The sequence below is a fragment of the Streptomyces sp. NPDC038213 genome, assembly GCF_055600495.1.
In genome coordinates, this window is the sequence record NZ_JBVJYM010000005.1 from 244722 (window position 1) to 259019 (window position 14298).

Below are 14298 nucleotides of genomic sequence, written 5' to 3' on the forward strand. Positions count from 1 at the left end.
GGCACGGCCGAGGATCGGTGGGGATGGATTCGAACGAAAACGCGGGTGGGAGTGAGGGCGCACCCGAGGGCGTGAGCGACGGCGGGGACGGTACCGCCGGGGCGCCCGAAGCCCCCCGCGCCCCCGGCATCGCCGGGCTGTCCCGCCCGTACCGCATCGCCGCCGGCCTGGCCCTCGCGGCCGTCGCCACGGCCGCCTGCTGGCACCTGGCGATCGTGTTCCTGCACGTCGCCCCGTCGAACACGCTCAGCAAGCGGTACGCGCAGAGCGTCGACGACTGGATCTACCCCGAGTTCGAGCAGAACTGGAAGCTGTTCGCCCCGAACCCGCTCCAGCAGAACATCGCCGTCGAGGTCCGGGCCCAGATACGCACGGCCGACGGCAGACGGGCCACCACGACCTGGCGCGACCTGTCCGCCGAGGACGGCGAGGCGATCCGCCACCACCCCCTGCCCAGCCACGTCCACCAGAACGAGCTGCGCCGGGCCTGGGACTTCTACACCGGCTCCCACGACGACCAGAACCGCGCCAGCGGCGAGCGCGGCGCCCTCTCCGAGGCCTACCTGCGCCGGATCGCCGTCCGCCGGCTGGCCGTCCCCGCTCCCGGCGCCCCGGCCGGCGAGGTGCTGAAGCTCCAGCTCCGCTCCGCCACCACCTCCGTGGACGCCCCGCCGTGGAGCAGCGAGACGACCGACACCAAGACCTACTACCGGGAACTGCCCTGGTGGGACGTGACGGAGGCCGACCGATGAGCACCGCTGCCCCGCGCACGGCGGTCCGCGACCGGCTCGCCCCGGCCCTCCGGAAGGCCACCGGGCAGGCCCTCGGCCCGTACCAGAGCGCCGTCGTCCGCATCGGGATCTCCGCGACCTGGCTGTTCTTCCTCCTGCGCGAGTTCCCGCACCGCCGGGAGCTGTACGGACCCGAGGGCCCGTGGAGCTTCGGCCTCGCCGAGCGGCTGATCTCCTCGAACAACGCCTTCACGGTGCTGCTGTGGCGGGAGGGCGCGCTCTGGTTCGAGCTGGTCTACGCCCTGGCCGTGCTCAGCTCCGTCCTGCTGATGCTGGGCTGGCACACGCGGGCCACGTCCGTCTTCTTCATGGTCGGCGTGCTGTCCCTGCAGAACCGGTCCGTCTTCATGGGCGACGGCGGGGACAACGTCATCCACCTCATGGCCGTCTACCTGGTCTTCACCCGGTGCGCGCAGGTGTGGTCCCTCGACGCCCGCCGGGCCGCCCGCGCGGCGGCGGGAGCGGGTCCGCAGCAGCGGCTGCGCGGGGCGGTCGGGCCGCTCCTGTGGGCCGTGCTGGGCGCCGTACTGATCGTGACCGCGCAGCGCGGGGCCACGAGCGGGGCGCTGATCGCGCTGTTCTCGGCGCTGTGGACGGCGCACGCCGTGTGGTGGCTCGCGGAGCGCACGGATCCGCGCGGCGAGGCCCGCGCCCTCTTCGACGTGATCGGCAACATCGTCCACAACGCCGCCCTGCTGATCGTCATGGTCGAGGTCTGCCTGATCTACGCGACCGCCGGCTGGTACAAGGTCCAGGGCTCCCGCTGGCAGGACGGCACGGCGCTCTACTACCCGCTCAACCTCGACTACTTCACCCCCTGGCCCTGGCTCTCCGGGATGCTCGCCGCCAACGGCGTGATGGTGATGCTGCTGTCCTACGGAACGGTCGCCGTGCAGGTGGCGTTCCCGTTCACCCTCTTCAACCGGCGGATCAAGAACGTCCTGCTGGCCGTGATGATCGCCGAGCACGCGGCGATCGCCGTGGTGCTCGGGCTGCCGTTCTTCTCGCTGGCGATGATCGTCGCGGACTCCGTCTTCCTGCCGACGGCCTTCCTGCTGTGGCTCGGGGCGCGGGCGGGCCGGGCCCGGGACCGGCTGCTGCCGGCCGGCCGCGGACCCGCGCGCGAGCCGGACCCCGGGCGGGATCCGGCGGCGGAGACGGCGGCGGACGAGGGTCCGGGCGAAGGCGCCCCGGCCGCGCCTCCCGCGACGGTCGGCTGAGGCCGGAGGCCCGGACCGCCCGCACCCGGGGCCGTGCCGGAGGCCCGGACCCCGGCCGGGTCAGTTCTTCCGGTAGGCGCGCGCGTCCTCGCCCGCGGCCAGTACGGCGTCCAGGTCGCCGCCCACCGAGGCGGTGAGCACGATCGCCACCGCACCCTCCAGGAACGGCGCGTCCACGATCCGGGTCCGCGGGGGCAGCCCGGCCGCCGGGGCGTCGCCCAGCAGGGAGCGCACGGTCAGCACGGCCGAGCCCATGTCGCACAGGACCGCGACGCCGCCGCCCTCGTCCACGCGCGCGGCCGCGGCGCGGATCAGCTCGGCGCTGGTGCCGATGCCGCCGTCGGCGGTGCCGCCGGCCACGGCGACGGGGGCCGGCTCCGCGGAACCGAGCAGGGCGGTCGCGAGGGCCGCCGTGGACTCGGCCACCGCCCTGCTGTGCGAGACGAGCACGATGCCGACGCGGCCGGTGGGGGCGGGGGCGCCGCCCGCCCGGCCGCTGTCCGAACCGGCGTCCGGCGCCGTACCCGTACCCGCGTCCGTACCCGTGCCGCTCACGGGAGCCGCAGCCTCAGCCGCAGGGGTCGCCTCCGCAGCCTCGTCGGAGCCCTCCGGCGCGTCCACCGCCGTGCGCAGCGCCTCCACCAGCAGGGCCACGGAGTTCGCCCCCGCGTCCTGGTGGCCGATGCTCCGCTCGCCCAGGTAGCTGGCCCGGCCCTTGCGGGCCTGGAGCTCCGCGGTGCCGTCGGCCCCGCTGCGCGCGGCCTCCCGGGCCCGCTCCAGCCCCTCGCGCAGCGGGAGGCCCGCCCCGGCGGCCTCCCGGAGGGCCGAGACGGCCGGGTCGAGGGCGTCGACCATGGTGGCGTCCCCGACCTCGGCCCCGCCGAGCCGCCGTACGGAGCCCAGCCCGCCGGCCAGTGCCTCGGCCAGTTCGGCGCCGGTGACGGCCGGGGCCGGGCCGAGGGCCTTGCCGGTCCGGCGCAGGGCGGTGCCGAAGAGGGGCCCGGAGGCCCCGCCGACGGTGTTGGTGAGGGTGCTGCCCGCGAGGGAGAGCAGCTCGCCGGGGCCCGCGGGGTCGGCGTCCGCGACGGCTGCGCGGGCCGCGCCGAAGCCCCGTACGAGGTTGGCCCCGTGGTCCCCGTCCCCGATCACGGCGTCGAGCTCGGTCAGCAGTGCGCTGTCGCGCCGCACCAGCCGGGTGGTCTCGGCCAGCCAGCGGCGGAAGAAGACGGCGTCGAGGACGGGCGCGTCCAGGGCCGCGTCGGAGGGGATCGGCTCGGAGGCGGGCGCGGGGGCGGCGGGAGTGGCGGTGGTCATGCGGGGTGTCTCCAGAACGGGGTGGGCCGGGCGGGTTCGGGTACGGGTACGGCTTGGGGCGCGGGGGCGTACGGGTACGGGTGGGGGATCCGTACGGGCGCGGGGCTGGGCGCGCGCGGGTTCAGCGGCCCCAGCGCAGGGCGGGGGTGTCCACGGGGGCGTCCCACAGCCGCAGCAGCTCCTCGTCCGCGCGGCAGAGGGTGAAGGTGCAGCCGGCCATGTCGAGGCTGGAGACGTAGGTGCCGACGAGGCTGCGGGCCACGGTGACCCCGTGCTCCGCCAGCACCTTCCCGGCCTCGGCCCGCATCACGTACAGCTCGATCGGCGGGGTGCCGCCCAGCCCGTTGACCAGCAGGATCACCGGGTCCGCGGCGCTCGCCTCTGCGCGCACGTCGAGGATGTCGAGCTCGGTGAGCAGGGGGGCGAGCATCGCGCGGGCGGTGTCGGCGGCGGACATCAGCGGGCGGCGCTCGCGGCCCGGCTCGCCGTGGATCCCGATGCCGAGCTCGATCTCGTCGGGCCCGAGCGTGAAGTTGGGGCCGCCCTTGGCGGGGGTGGTGCAGGAGGACAGGGCCACGCCGTAGCTGCGCGAGCGGGCGTTGACCTTGCGGGCGACCGCGGCGACCTCCGCGAGGGGGGCGCCCTCCTCGGCCAGGGCGCCGGCGATCTTCTCCACGAACAGGGTGGCGCCGGTGCCGCGGCGGCCCGGCCCGCCCTCCGCGGCCGAGACGGCCACGTCGTCGTCCACGACGACCTGCGCCACCTCGACGCCCTCGTCCTGCGCGTCCTCGGCGGCCATCGTGAAGTTGAGGATGTCGCCGGTGTAGTTCTTGACGATGTGGAGCACCCCGGCGCCGGCGTCGGCCTCCACCGTGGCGCGGGTGACGGCGGCGGGGACCGGGGAGGTGAACACCGGTCCGGCGACGGCGGCCGTGAGCATCCCCGTACCGACGAACCCGGCGTGCAGGGGCTCGTGCCCGCTGCCGCCGCCCGACAGCAGGGCGACCCTGCCGGGGGCGGGTCCGGCGGCGCGCGTGACGATGCCCGCCGCGGCGTCCACGGACAGTTCCGGATGGGCCGCCGCCATCCCGCGCAGCGCATCGGCCACCACGGTCTCCGGGGAATTGATCAGCTTCTTCACGAACGCCTCCGCTCCTTCCGGCCGGGGGCGCGGAAGGGTTTGTCAAGGCCGTCCGTCCGGGCCGGGGCATTTCCTTCCGCGCCGAAAGGGAAAAGGGGCGCCGAAGGGGTTCCGGGGGACGGGCGCCGGACCGGACTGCGCTTCGGTCTGGCTCTTCCAGGCCGTCGTTCCGGTGCTCCGCCTTGAGACTAAGACGCCGGACACGGGCCCACCGGGGGGACTTTCGTCCCTACATTCCTTTCCTTGGGCCCCGCCGGGGGAATTCTCCGGCGTGTTCGGATGGGCGTGTTCCCAGGAATTCGGCCCAGGAGGTAATTCGCCGTGGACACCGTCCGTACCCGCATGATGATCAGCCCCCCGAAGTACGTGCAGGGCGCGGGCGCGATGCACGGGCTGGGCACCCACGCGGCCCGCCTCGGGGAGCACGCCCTCGTCCTCGCGGACCGCGGGGTCTGGGGGTTCGTCGACCAGACCGTCACCGAGTCGCTGGCGGCGGCCGGGGTGAAGCTCACCAGGGAGGTCTTCGGCGGGCTGTGCACGCAGGCCGAGATCGACCGCATCACCGGGGCGGCCCGGGCGGCCGGCGCGGACGTGGTCGTGGGCATCGGCGGCGGCACCGCCATCGACACGGCGAAGGCCGTCGGGCACGCGTGCGGGGACATCGCGGTGGTCAGCGCCCCGACGGTGGCCTCCACGGACGCGCCGACCAGCGCGCTCGCCGTGGTCTACACGGAGGAGGGCGCCTTCGAGCGCTACGCCTTCTTCCAGCGCAATCCGAACCTGGTGCTCGTCGACACCGCGTACGTCGCCCAGGCGCCCAGCCGGTTCATCGTGTCCGGCATGGGCGACGCGCTCGCCACCTGGTACGAGGCGCGGGTGTGCGTGGCCGCGGACCGCGTGGCCATGGCCGGCGGGCTGGCCACCGGCGCCTCGCTGAGCCTGGCCCGGCTGTGCTGGGAGACCCTGATGGAGTACGGCCCGCAGGCCCGCCTGGCCGCGGAGCAGCACGTGGTCACCCCGGCCCTGGAGAAGGTGACCGAGGCCAACACCCTGCTGTCCGGGCTGGGCTTCGAGAGCTGCGGGCTCGCCGCGGCGCACGGCATCCACAACGGGCTCACCGTCTCCCACCGCACGCACGGCATGATGCACGGCGAGAAGGTCAACCTCGGGACCCTGGCCCAGCTGGTGCTGGAGGGGGCGCCCACCGAGGAGCTGGACACCTGGCTGCGCTTCAGCCGCGCGGTGGGGCTGCCGACCACCCTCGCGGAGATCGGGCTGTCCGACCCGGACCGTGAGGAGCTGCTCGCCATCGGCCGGGCGGCCACCGCGGAGGGCGAGACCACGCACAACATGCCGTTCCCCGTGACCCCCGAGACGGTCGCCGACGCCCTCCTCGCGGGGGACGCGTACGCCCGCGCCTCGAAGGCGGCGGCCTGAGCCGTCCCCGGGTCGCCGCGGGATCTTAGGCTGGGGGGATGAGCGAGCGCGGCGGGACGGACGGCGGTACGGGCGGCGGGTACGGCGGCAGGGCGGCCGGGGGCGGCGGCGAGGCCGCGGAGACGGTGCTGCGCTGGCGGCAGGCCGCCCAGGGCGGCGCCGTGCTCCTCGACGGCTTCCACGCGCTCAAGCACGCGCTGCGCTTCGGCGCGCGGGTCGGCATCGGGATCGCCGACGACCGGGCCGCGCTGCGGGCCCTGGCCGGGGAGCTGGCCCCCGATGTGGCGGACGCGGTCGACGCCGTGGTCCGCGAGGTGCCCTCGCAGGTGCTGCACGAGCTGCTGCTGCGGGTGCACCCCACCGGCGTGGCCGCCCTCGCCGTCCGGCCCGGCCGGGAGGAGAACCTCGCGGCGCTGGCCCGGCGGCCGCGGCGCTCCCCCGTGGTCGTCCTGGACAACCCCCGGCACCTGGGGAACGTCGGCGCCGTGGTACGGCTGGCGGCCGGGTTCGGGGCCGCGGGCGTGGTCACCACCGGCGACCTCGACCCCTGGCACCCCAACGTCGTACGGGCCGGGGCGGGGCTGCACTACGCCACGGCCGTGGAGCGGCTGGCCCTCGCGGAGCTGCCGGCCGGGCCGCTGTTCGCCCTCGACCCGGAGGGGGAGGACATCAGGTCCTTCACCCTCCCCGACGACGCCGTGCTCGCCTTCGGCTCGGAGCGGCACGGGATCTCCCCGGAGCTGCGGGGCCGGGCCGACCACCTGGTCTCGCTGCCGATGCGCCCGCAGGTCTCCAGCTACAACCTGGCCACGAGCGTGGCCATGGCGCTGTTCCACTGGGGAGGCCCGCCGGCGGATGCCGCTGACCCGGCGGATCCGGCGGCGGACCTCCACGCCCCCTCCTGAGGAGGGGACGGGCTCAGGCCTGGCGGCGCACCTCGACCACGCGGAAGCGGTTGGCCACGAACGCCGCGTCGCACAGGGCGGCGTTCGCGGCCGGGTTGCCGCCCGAGCCGTGGAAGTCGGAGAACGCGGCGGTCTGGTTCACGTACACCCCGCCGGTCAGATTCAGCGAGAGCTGCGCCGACTCCTCCAGGCAGACCTCTTCGAGGGCCCGCTCGGTCTCCGCGGAGGTGGTGTACGCCCCCACGGTCATGGCGCCCTTCTCGCGCACGGTGCGGCGCAGCAGCTCCAGGGCGTCGGCGGTCGAGTCCACGGCCACGGCGAAGGAGACCGGGCCGAAGCACTCGGACAGGAAGGCGGCGCCGTCCCCGGTCTTGGCGGCGTCGGCCTTGACCATGACGGGGGTGCGCACCACGGCGTCCGGGAACTCCGGGTTCGCCACCTCGCGGGAGGCCAGGGCCAGCTCGCCCAGGCCCGCGGCGGCCTCCAGCCGCTCCTTGACGCCCGGGTTGACCAGGGCGCCCAGCAGCGCGTTCGCCCGGGCGTCGTCGCCGAGCAGGCCGCCGACCGAGGCGGCGAGGTCCGCGACCACCTCGTCGTACGTCTTGCGGCCGGCGTCGGTGTCGATGCCGTCGCGCGGGATGAGCAGGTTCTGCGGGGTGGTGCACATCTGGCCGCTGTACAGGGACAGGGAGAAGGCCAGGTTGGAGAGCATGCCCTTGTAGTCGCCGGTGGAGTCGATGACGACGGTGTTGACGCCGGCCTTCTCCGTGTAGACGAGGGCCTGGCGGGCGTTGGCCTCCAGCCAGTCGCCGAACTCCGTGGAGCCCGTGTAGTCGATGATCTTGATCTCGGGGCGGAGGGCCAGGGTCTTCGCGATCCCCTCGCCCGGGTGCTCGGCGGCGAGCGCGACCAGGTCGGGGGAGAAGCCGGCCTCGGCGAGCACCTCGCGGGCGACCTGCACGGTCAGGGCCAGCGGGAGCACGGCCCGCGGGTGGGCCTTCACCAGGACGGCGTTGCCCGTGGCGAGGGAGGCGAAGAGGCCGGGGTAGCCGTTCCACGTCGGGAAGGTGTTGCAGCCGATGACCAGGGCGATCCCGCGCGGGACGGCGGTGAAGGCCTTGTCGAGGCGCAGCGGGTCGCGCTTGCCCTGCGGCTTGGACCACTCGGCCAGGCCGGGGACGCGGGTCTGCTCCGCGTACGCGTACGCCACCGCTTCGAGGCCGCGGTCCTGCGCGTGGGGGCCGCCGGCCTGGAAGGCCATCATGAAGGCCTGGCCGCTCGTGTGCATCACCGCGTGCGCGAACTCGTGGGTCCGGGCGCCGATGCGGGACAGGATCTCGATGCAGACCAGGGCGCGGGTCTCGGGGCCCGCGTCGCGCCAGGCCGGCATGGCGGCCTTCATGGCCGGGAGCAGCACGTCCGGGTCCACGTGCGGGTACTCGACGCCGAGCTCGGGGCCGAAGGGGGAGACCTCGCCGCCGGCCCAGCCGTCCGTACCGGGCTGGCCCAGGTCCAGGCGGGTGCCGCGGACGGCCTCGTGCGCCGCCAGGCCGTCCGCCGGGGCGGTCTCGCCGTACGCCTTGGGGTGCTCGGGGTGCGGGGACCAGTAGGCGCGGGTGCGGATCGCCTCCAGGGCCTGGTCGAGGGTGGGCCGGTGCTTCTCGGACAGCTGGGGGACGGTGAGCTCGGCGGCCATCAGGGACCAACTCCTCGTTGAGCCGGGCGGATCGGGCGGATCGGCGGATCGGACGGATCGGGGCGACCGGGCTGCTGCGGCGGTCCCGGCGGGCCGGCCTCCGGGGCCGGGGGCCGGGCGGGATCGCGCAAGAGCGGGGTCGGCGGAGCAGACTGGAGTTAGAGTAACCGAACGATCGGTCGGGACAAGAGGGCCTGGCGCTCCTTGTGGACAAGTCATGCGAGAGGATCGGGGTCATGACAGGAATCGAGCGCTCCCGCACCGTGGCGGTCATCGGGGCCGGAACGATGGGCCAGGGCATCGCCCAGGTCGCCCTCCTCGCAGGTCACACCGTGCTGCTGTACGACGCGGACGGGGACCGCACCGCGGCCGGCGTCCGCTCCGTGCAGGACCGCGTCGCCCGGCTCGCGGCCAAGGGCAGGATCGACCGCGCCGAGGCCGATGCCGTGAACGGCCGGATCGCGCCCGCCCCGGACCTGGCGGCCCTGGCCCCGGCCGGGCTGGTCGTCGAGGCCGTCGTGGAGGACGTACGCGTCAAGCAGGAGCTGTTCCGCGCCCTGGAGGACGTGGTCGCCGGGGACTGCCTGCTCGCCACGAACACCTCCTCCCTGTCGGTGACCGAGCTCGCCGCCGGCCTGCGCAGCCCCGGCCGGTTCCTCGGGCTCCACTTCTTCAACCCGGCCCCGCTGCTGCCGCTGGTCGAGGTCGTCAGCGGGTTCGCGACCGACCCCGCGACCGCCGACCGGGCCGTCTCCACGATGCTGAGCTGGGGGAAGACCCCGGTCCGCTGCGCCGACACCCCCGGGTTCATCGTCAACCGCATCGCCCGCCCCTTCTACGCCGAGGCCTTCGCGGTGTACGAGGAGCAGGGCGCGGACCCCGCCACCATCGACGCCGTGCTCCGCGAGAGCGGCGGTTTCAAGATGGGCCCGTTCGAGCTGACCGACCTGATCGGGCAGGACGTCAACGAGGCCGTGACCCGCTCGGTCTGGGACTCCTTCTTCCAGAGCCCCAAGTTCGCCCCCTCGCTGGCCCAGCGCCGCCTGGTGCAGTCCGGGCGGCTCGGCCGCAAGTCGGGCCACGGCTGGTACCCGTACGGGGAGGGCGCGCAGGCCCCGGCCCCGCACACCGCGGCCCCCGAGGAGGCCCCCGGCAAGGTCACCGTCTACGGCGGCGGCCTGGGCCCGGCGCAGGAGCTCGTCCCGCTCATGGAGCGGGCCGGGATCGAGGTGGCGGTCGTCGAGGGCGGCGGCCCGCGGATCGAGCTGCCCGGCGGCGGCGAGCTGGTCCTCGCCGACGGCCAGACCTCGGTGGAGTTCGAGGACGTCGTCTACTTCGACCTCGCCTTCGACTACGGGGCCGCGACCCGCATCGCGCTCTCGGCCTCCGAGGACACCGACCCCGCGACCCTCGCCCACGCCGTCGGCCTCTTCCAGGCCCTGGGCAAGCAGGTCAGCGTCATCGGGGACGTCCCCGGCATGATCGTCGCCCGGACGGTCGCCATGCTGATCGACCTGGCCGCGGACGCCGTGGCCAAGGGCAGCGCGAGCGCCGGGGCGATCGACACGGCCATGCGGCTGGGCGTCAACTACCCCGCCGGGCCCTGGGAGTGGCACCGCAGGCTCGGCCGGGACTTCGCGCCCGCCCTCCTCGACAACCTCCACCGCCGCTGCCCGAGCGGGCGGTACGCGCCCTCGCTGGCCCTCTACAAGCTCTCGTACACCGAGGACGCCGACATCGAGCCGGTCGAGGGCGCCTCGCAGGGGGACGCGTGAGCACGCCGAAGCGGGACACGTACACCCCCGAGACCCTGCTGACCGTGGCCGTGCGCGTCTTCAACGAGCGCGGCTACGACGGCACCTCGATGGAGCACCTGTCCAAGGCCGCCGGGATCTCCAAGTCCTCCATCTACCACCACGTGGCGGGCAAGGAGGAGCTGCTGCGGCGGGCGGTCAGCCGGGCCCTCGACGGGCTGTTCGCGATCCTCGACGAGCCGGGCGCCGGCCGCGGCCGGGCCATCGACCGGGTCGAGTACGTCACGCGGCGCACGGTCGAGGTGCTGGTCGGCGAACTGCCGTACGTGACCCTGCTGCTGCGGGTGCGCGGCAACACCCGCACCGAGCGCTGGGCGCTGGAGCGGCGCCGCGAGTTCGACCACCGGGTCTCCGACCTGCTGAAGGCCGCCGCGGCCGAGGGCGACCTGCGCCCCGACGTGGACCTGCGGCTCGCCACCCGGCTGCTGTTCGGCATGGTCAACTCGCTGGTGGAGTGGTACCGGCCGCACCCCGAGGGCGGGGCGGGCGCCGATGCGGAGACGGTGGCCGAGACGGTCGTACGGATGGCCTTCGACGGGCTGAGGGCGCCTTAGACGCGAGCGGCTGGGCGCACCCTGCCCCCCCTGGGGCGGGCCGGGTGCGCCCAGCGGGAACGGGGCCGGTCAGGCGGCAGCCGGGAAGTCGTGGGTGCCGGTGTAGCGGGGTGCCCAGAACGTGGGGCCGTTCGTGCTCCCGTAGGTGCAGTAGTCCAGGGTGAGGGCCTCGCGCCGGCCCGAGTCCCGCACGCAGAGGCCCCGGGTGCTCACGAGCTCCCAGCGGGTCGCGGACGCACTGTCGCGCTCGATCCAGTTGAAGACGGCGCAGTCGTTGCCGCTGGGACCCTGGACCAGGGTCGTGGGCCCGCCGAAGGGGGCGGGCTCCTCCTTGAGGCACTGGGTCCCGCCCCAGGTCCCGATGGTGAACGACCAGCTGACCATGTTCAGCCGGTGGAAGGTGAACCGCTGGTGGAGCCCGCCCTTGCAGTCGAAGGCCTGGATGCGGGTGCCCGGCTGCTTCGACTCGCCCGCGATGTCCATACAGCGTCCGCTGTCCGAGCTGCGGATCTCGTAGATCGGGGCGTTCTCCAGGCCGGTGCTGTACCGGATCGACGGCCTCGTGTCGGCGTGCGCGGTCTGCGGCAGCAGCATGACGAACGCGGCCGTGAGGGCCGCGGCGAGCGCCGCGCCGAAGCCGTTGCGGCGGAGGCGGATGCGTGTGTGGGCCATGTGTACTCCTGGCTTGAATGAGCTGTCCTGACAGGTTCTTGACGCCGGGAAAGTACAGAGATCCACTGGTCCACCGGTACCCGCCCGTTCAGGGGGGTGTTCACTGAAGAGGCTGGTTGTGGAGGGTGTGGGGGCGGGCGTGCAGCGCGCCCGGCGGTTCATGATCCTGGCGACCGGGCTCAACCGGACCAGCCATCTCGCGGTGGCGGCGGTGGCCGCGGCGCGCCTGCCGGATCCGGCGGCCGGTCCCGTCGTGCCGGTCGTCCCCGCCGCCTCCTGGACGCTGTTCGCCCTCGCCGCCGCCTCCAGTGCACTGCTCTACGGCACCGCGTACGCGCGCGGGCGGTTCCGCCGCCGCTGGGTCTGGGCCGACGTGCTCCTGATCGGCTGCGCGCTGCCCTGGCTGGCCCTCGGGTGGGTGGGCGGTACGGCGGCCTCGGCGCACGGCTGGGTGGTGCTGCTGGGCGGCTCGGCGACCGCGGCCGCGGTCGAGGGCCTGGGGCGCCGCGGGGGCGCGGCCGCCGTGCTGCTCCTGCTGGCGACCTCGGCCGCGGTGCAGTTCGCGGCCCCGGACGGGGGCGCGGCCGTCCTGCCCGGCCACGTCAACGCCGTGGTCACCTCGGCGCTGCTGGCCGGGGTGCTGTCGCGGTACCTCCGGCGCGAGGGCGCCCTCCTGGACTCCGCGCAGCGCCGGGCCGTGACGGCGGAGGCGGAGCGGGCCCGGCAGGCCGAGCGGACGGCCCACCATGCGGCGCTGCACGACACCGTGCTGGCGACGCTGACGGCGATCGCCGCGGGGCGGGTGGACGCGGAGGCGGGGCCGGTGCGGGAACGCTGCGCGCGCGAGGCGGCGTACCTGCGGCGGCTGGTGCAGTCCGATGAAGGGGCCGGTGCCGGTGCCTGGGGGAGTCTTCCCGCGGCTGCGGGCGCGTCCCTGGGGGACGCCCTGGAGGAGGCGGTCCGTTCCGCCGAGTGCCTGGGCCTGGCGGTGACCGCGCGCTACCACGGGCTGCCCGCGGTCCCCGGGGACGCGGCCGCGGCGCTGGGCGCGGCCGTGACGGAGGCCCTGAACAACGTCCGCGTGCACGCGGGCACCGGCCGGGCCTATCTGACCGCCGTGGGGCGCGGAGGGGGCGTGGTGGTGACGGTCGTGGACCGCGGAGCGGGCTTCGACGCGGGCGCGGGCGACGACGCCGTCCCGTCCCCCGGCCCCGACGCGGGCGCGGGCGACCGGGCCCGCGGGACGGGACTGCGCCGGTCCGTGTACGGCCGGATGGCCGCGGCCGGCGGGCGGGCCGGGGTGGAGAGCGTGCCCGGGGAGGGCACCCGGGTCGACCTGTGCTGGCCGGCGTGATCACGGTGGCGGCGGTCGACGACGACCGGATGCTGCTGGACGGGCTGGGGTCGTGGCTGGCGGCGGCGGGCGGGCTGCGGCTGCTGGACGCGGTGGCGACGGTGGACGCGCTGCTGGCCGGGCCCGGCCGCGGGGCGGACGTGGTCCTGCTGGACCTGCTGCTGCGGGACGGCTCCACGGCCGAGGACAACCTGCGCCGGGTACGGGCCGCCGGCAGCCGGGTGCTGGTGCTGAGCACGGTCGCCGACCCGGAGCGGATCCGGGCCGCGGTGACGGCCGGGGCGGACGGCTACCTGACCAAGGACCACGCCCTGGAGGAGCTGGTCGAGGCCGTCGCGACGGTCGCTGCGGGCGCCACCGCCCATTCGGCGGACCTGGCCTTCGCCTGGGTGTGCGACCCCCGCCCGGACCGCCCGCAGCTCGCCCCCCGGGAGCTCCAGGTGCTCCGCGACTACGCGTCCGGCCTGACCCTGAAGGCCACCGCGCGGCGGGCCGCCATCAGCCCCCACACGGCGAAGTACTACCTCGACCGGGTCAAGGAGAAGTACCGGGAGGCGGGGCGCCCGGCGTACACGAAGACCGACCTCGCACAGCGGGTGCGGGAGGACGGGCTCGGGGACCCGGGGGACGGGTGACCTCGGGCGGCCGCCCCCGGTCCCTCAGCCCCCGGTCCTCCAGCCACCGGTCCTCCAGCCCCCGGCCCCTCAGCCCTCGGCGCCCGGCTCCGGCGGCCGTACCGGGGCCGGGTCCCCGGCGGCGTCCGTCGAGAGGTCGGTCTCCTCGAAGACGAGCAGCGTGCGGGTGCTGAGCACCTCAGGGATGGCCTGGAGCTTGGTGAGGACCAGCTCCCGCAGGGTCCGGTTGTCGGGGGTGTGCACGAGCAGCAGTACGTCGAAGTCCCCGCTGACCAGGGCGATGTGGGCGGCCCCCGGCAGCTCGCGGAGCTTCTCGCGGACCGTCCGCCACGAGTTCTGCACGATCTTCAGGGTGATGTAGGCGGAGGCGCCCTGCCCGGCCCGCTCGTGGTTGATGCGCGCCGAGAAGCCCCGGATCACCCCGTCGTCGATCAGCCGGTTGATGCGCGCGTACGCATTGGCGCGCGAGACGTGCACCTGCTCGGCGACGGAGCGTATCGAGGCCCGTCCGTCGGCCTGGAGCAGCTGCACGATCGCGCGGTCGATGGGGTCGAGGGGGCGGGGCGGGGCAGCCTGGGGCACCGGGCCCGTCGCGGCCATTTGTTCATCCGTCATTGCCCCCGGCCTCCCTGCATTGGACGTCCTGCGCCTATCTCAGGCCGTGGCCACCCGTTTGTCCACAGCCTCGGACCGCCTGTAGCCAAATTGCGCCCACGACCGAACAATCGGTAGGTGAGGCGCCTCACACGGCCCTCCGTCCTGCCC

At 75.0% G+C, this 14298-nt stretch carries 13 protein-coding genes and 1 pseudogene; 8 read left to right on the top strand and 6 right to left on the bottom strand.

The genetic code is table 11. The features are described from left to right. The first annotated feature begins 23 nt into the window (after positions 1–23). Both ACZ7JZ_RS10540 and ACZ7JZ_RS10545 read left to right on the top strand, forming a co-directional pair. A complete protein-coding gene (locus ACZ7JZ_RS10540) occupies positions 24–752 on the top strand; it encodes a DUF5819 family protein (RefSeq protein ID WP_470935847.1) in 729 nt (242 codons plus the stop codon). Then, a complete protein-coding gene (locus ACZ7JZ_RS10545; RefSeq protein WP_470935850.1) occupies positions 749–2011 on the top strand; it encodes an HTTM domain-containing protein in 1263 nt (420 codons plus the stop codon). The genes ACZ7JZ_RS10540 and ACZ7JZ_RS10545 overlap by 4 nt, the downstream gene beginning before the upstream one ends. Before the next feature lie 60 nt (positions 2012–2071). Here ACZ7JZ_RS10545 and ACZ7JZ_RS10550 read toward each other — a convergent pair whose 3' ends face one another. The 3 genes and pseudogenes from ACZ7JZ_RS10550 to dhaK form a co-directional block, all read right to left on the bottom strand. After that, complete coding sequence (locus ACZ7JZ_RS10550; RefSeq protein ID WP_470936391.1) at positions 2072–2632, bottom strand: PTS-dependent dihydroxyacetone kinase phosphotransferase subunit DhaM; 561 nt, start codon at positions 2630–2632, stop codon at positions 2072–2074. Next, positions 2612–3280: pseudogene (gene dhaL, locus ACZ7JZ_RS10555) on the bottom strand (dihydroxyacetone kinase subunit DhaL); the annotation flags it as partial. The pseudogene dhaL and the gene ACZ7JZ_RS10550, both read right to left, overlap by 21 nt. Positions 3281–3446: 166 nt before the next feature. After that, positions 3447–4466, bottom strand: coding sequence for a dihydroxyacetone kinase subunit DhaK (gene dhaK, locus ACZ7JZ_RS10560; protein ID WP_470935853.1), 1020 nt, complete (start codon positions 4464–4466; stop codon positions 3447–3449). 321 nt (positions 4467–4787) lie between these two features. Here dhaK and ACZ7JZ_RS10565 point away from each other — a divergent pair, with 321 nt between their 5' ends. Further along, positions 4788–5903: a glycerol dehydrogenase gene (locus tag ACZ7JZ_RS10565; RefSeq protein WP_470935856.1), complete on the top strand. Its 1116-nt coding sequence runs from the start codon at positions 4788–4790 to the stop codon at positions 5901–5903. A 38-nt stretch (positions 5904–5941) separates the two neighbouring features. Continuing rightward, positions 5942–6808, top strand: a complete 867-nt coding sequence (locus tag ACZ7JZ_RS10570; RefSeq protein WP_470935859.1) for a TrmH family RNA methyltransferase — start codon at positions 5942–5944, stop codon at positions 6806–6808. Positions 6809–6821: 13 nt separating this feature from the next. Here ACZ7JZ_RS10570 and paaN read toward each other — a convergent pair whose 3' ends face one another. Beyond that, the gene (gene paaN / locus ACZ7JZ_RS10575; RefSeq protein ID WP_470935862.1) at positions 6822–8504 is read right to left on the bottom strand and encodes a phenylacetic acid degradation protein PaaN; all 1683 of its coding nucleotides are present in this window, start codon (positions 8502–8504) and stop codon (positions 6822–6824) included. A 236-nt stretch (positions 8505–8740) separates the two neighbouring features. Between paaN and ACZ7JZ_RS10580 the strand changes: the two genes are divergently transcribed. Both ACZ7JZ_RS10580 and ACZ7JZ_RS10585 read left to right on the top strand, forming a co-directional pair. Further along, on the top strand, positions 8741–10279 hold the full coding sequence (locus ACZ7JZ_RS10580; RefSeq protein WP_470935865.1) for a 3-hydroxyacyl-CoA dehydrogenase: 1539 nt from the start codon (positions 8741–8743) through the stop codon (positions 10277–10279). Then, the gene (locus tag ACZ7JZ_RS10585) at positions 10276–10872 is read left to right on the top strand and encodes a TetR/AcrR family transcriptional regulator (protein WP_470935868.1); all 597 of its coding nucleotides are present in this window, start codon (positions 10276–10278) and stop codon (positions 10870–10872) included. Before ACZ7JZ_RS10580 ends, ACZ7JZ_RS10585 begins: the two co-directional genes overlap by 4 nt. A gap of 69 nt (positions 10873–10941) precedes the next feature. On the opposite strand, the gene ACZ7JZ_RS10590 is transcribed toward ACZ7JZ_RS10585, so the two are convergent. Next, on the bottom strand, positions 10942–11544 hold the full coding sequence (locus tag ACZ7JZ_RS10590; RefSeq protein ID WP_470935871.1) for an RICIN domain-containing protein: 603 nt from the start codon (positions 11542–11544) through the stop codon (positions 10942–10944). 118 nt (positions 11545–11662) lie between these two features. On the opposite strand from ACZ7JZ_RS10590, the gene ACZ7JZ_RS10595 reads away from it, so the two are divergent. Both ACZ7JZ_RS10595 and ACZ7JZ_RS10600 read left to right on the top strand, forming a co-directional pair. After that, positions 11663–12898: an ATP-binding protein gene (locus ACZ7JZ_RS10595; RefSeq protein ID WP_470935874.1), complete on the top strand. Its 1236-nt coding sequence runs from the start codon at positions 11663–11665 to the stop codon at positions 12896–12898. Further along, the gene (locus tag ACZ7JZ_RS10600; protein WP_470935877.1) at positions 12895–13533 is read left to right on the top strand and encodes a response regulator; all 639 of its coding nucleotides are present in this window, start codon (positions 12895–12897) and stop codon (positions 13531–13533) included. The genes ACZ7JZ_RS10595 and ACZ7JZ_RS10600 overlap by 4 nt, the downstream gene beginning before the upstream one ends. A gap of 69 nt (positions 13534–13602) precedes the next feature. On the opposite strand, the gene ACZ7JZ_RS10605 is transcribed toward ACZ7JZ_RS10600, so the two are convergent. Then, positions 13603–14148: an Lrp/AsnC family transcriptional regulator gene (locus tag ACZ7JZ_RS10605; protein WP_470935880.1), complete on the bottom strand. Its 546-nt coding sequence runs from the start codon at positions 14146–14148 to the stop codon at positions 13603–13605. Positions 14149–14298: the final 150 nt, after the last annotated feature.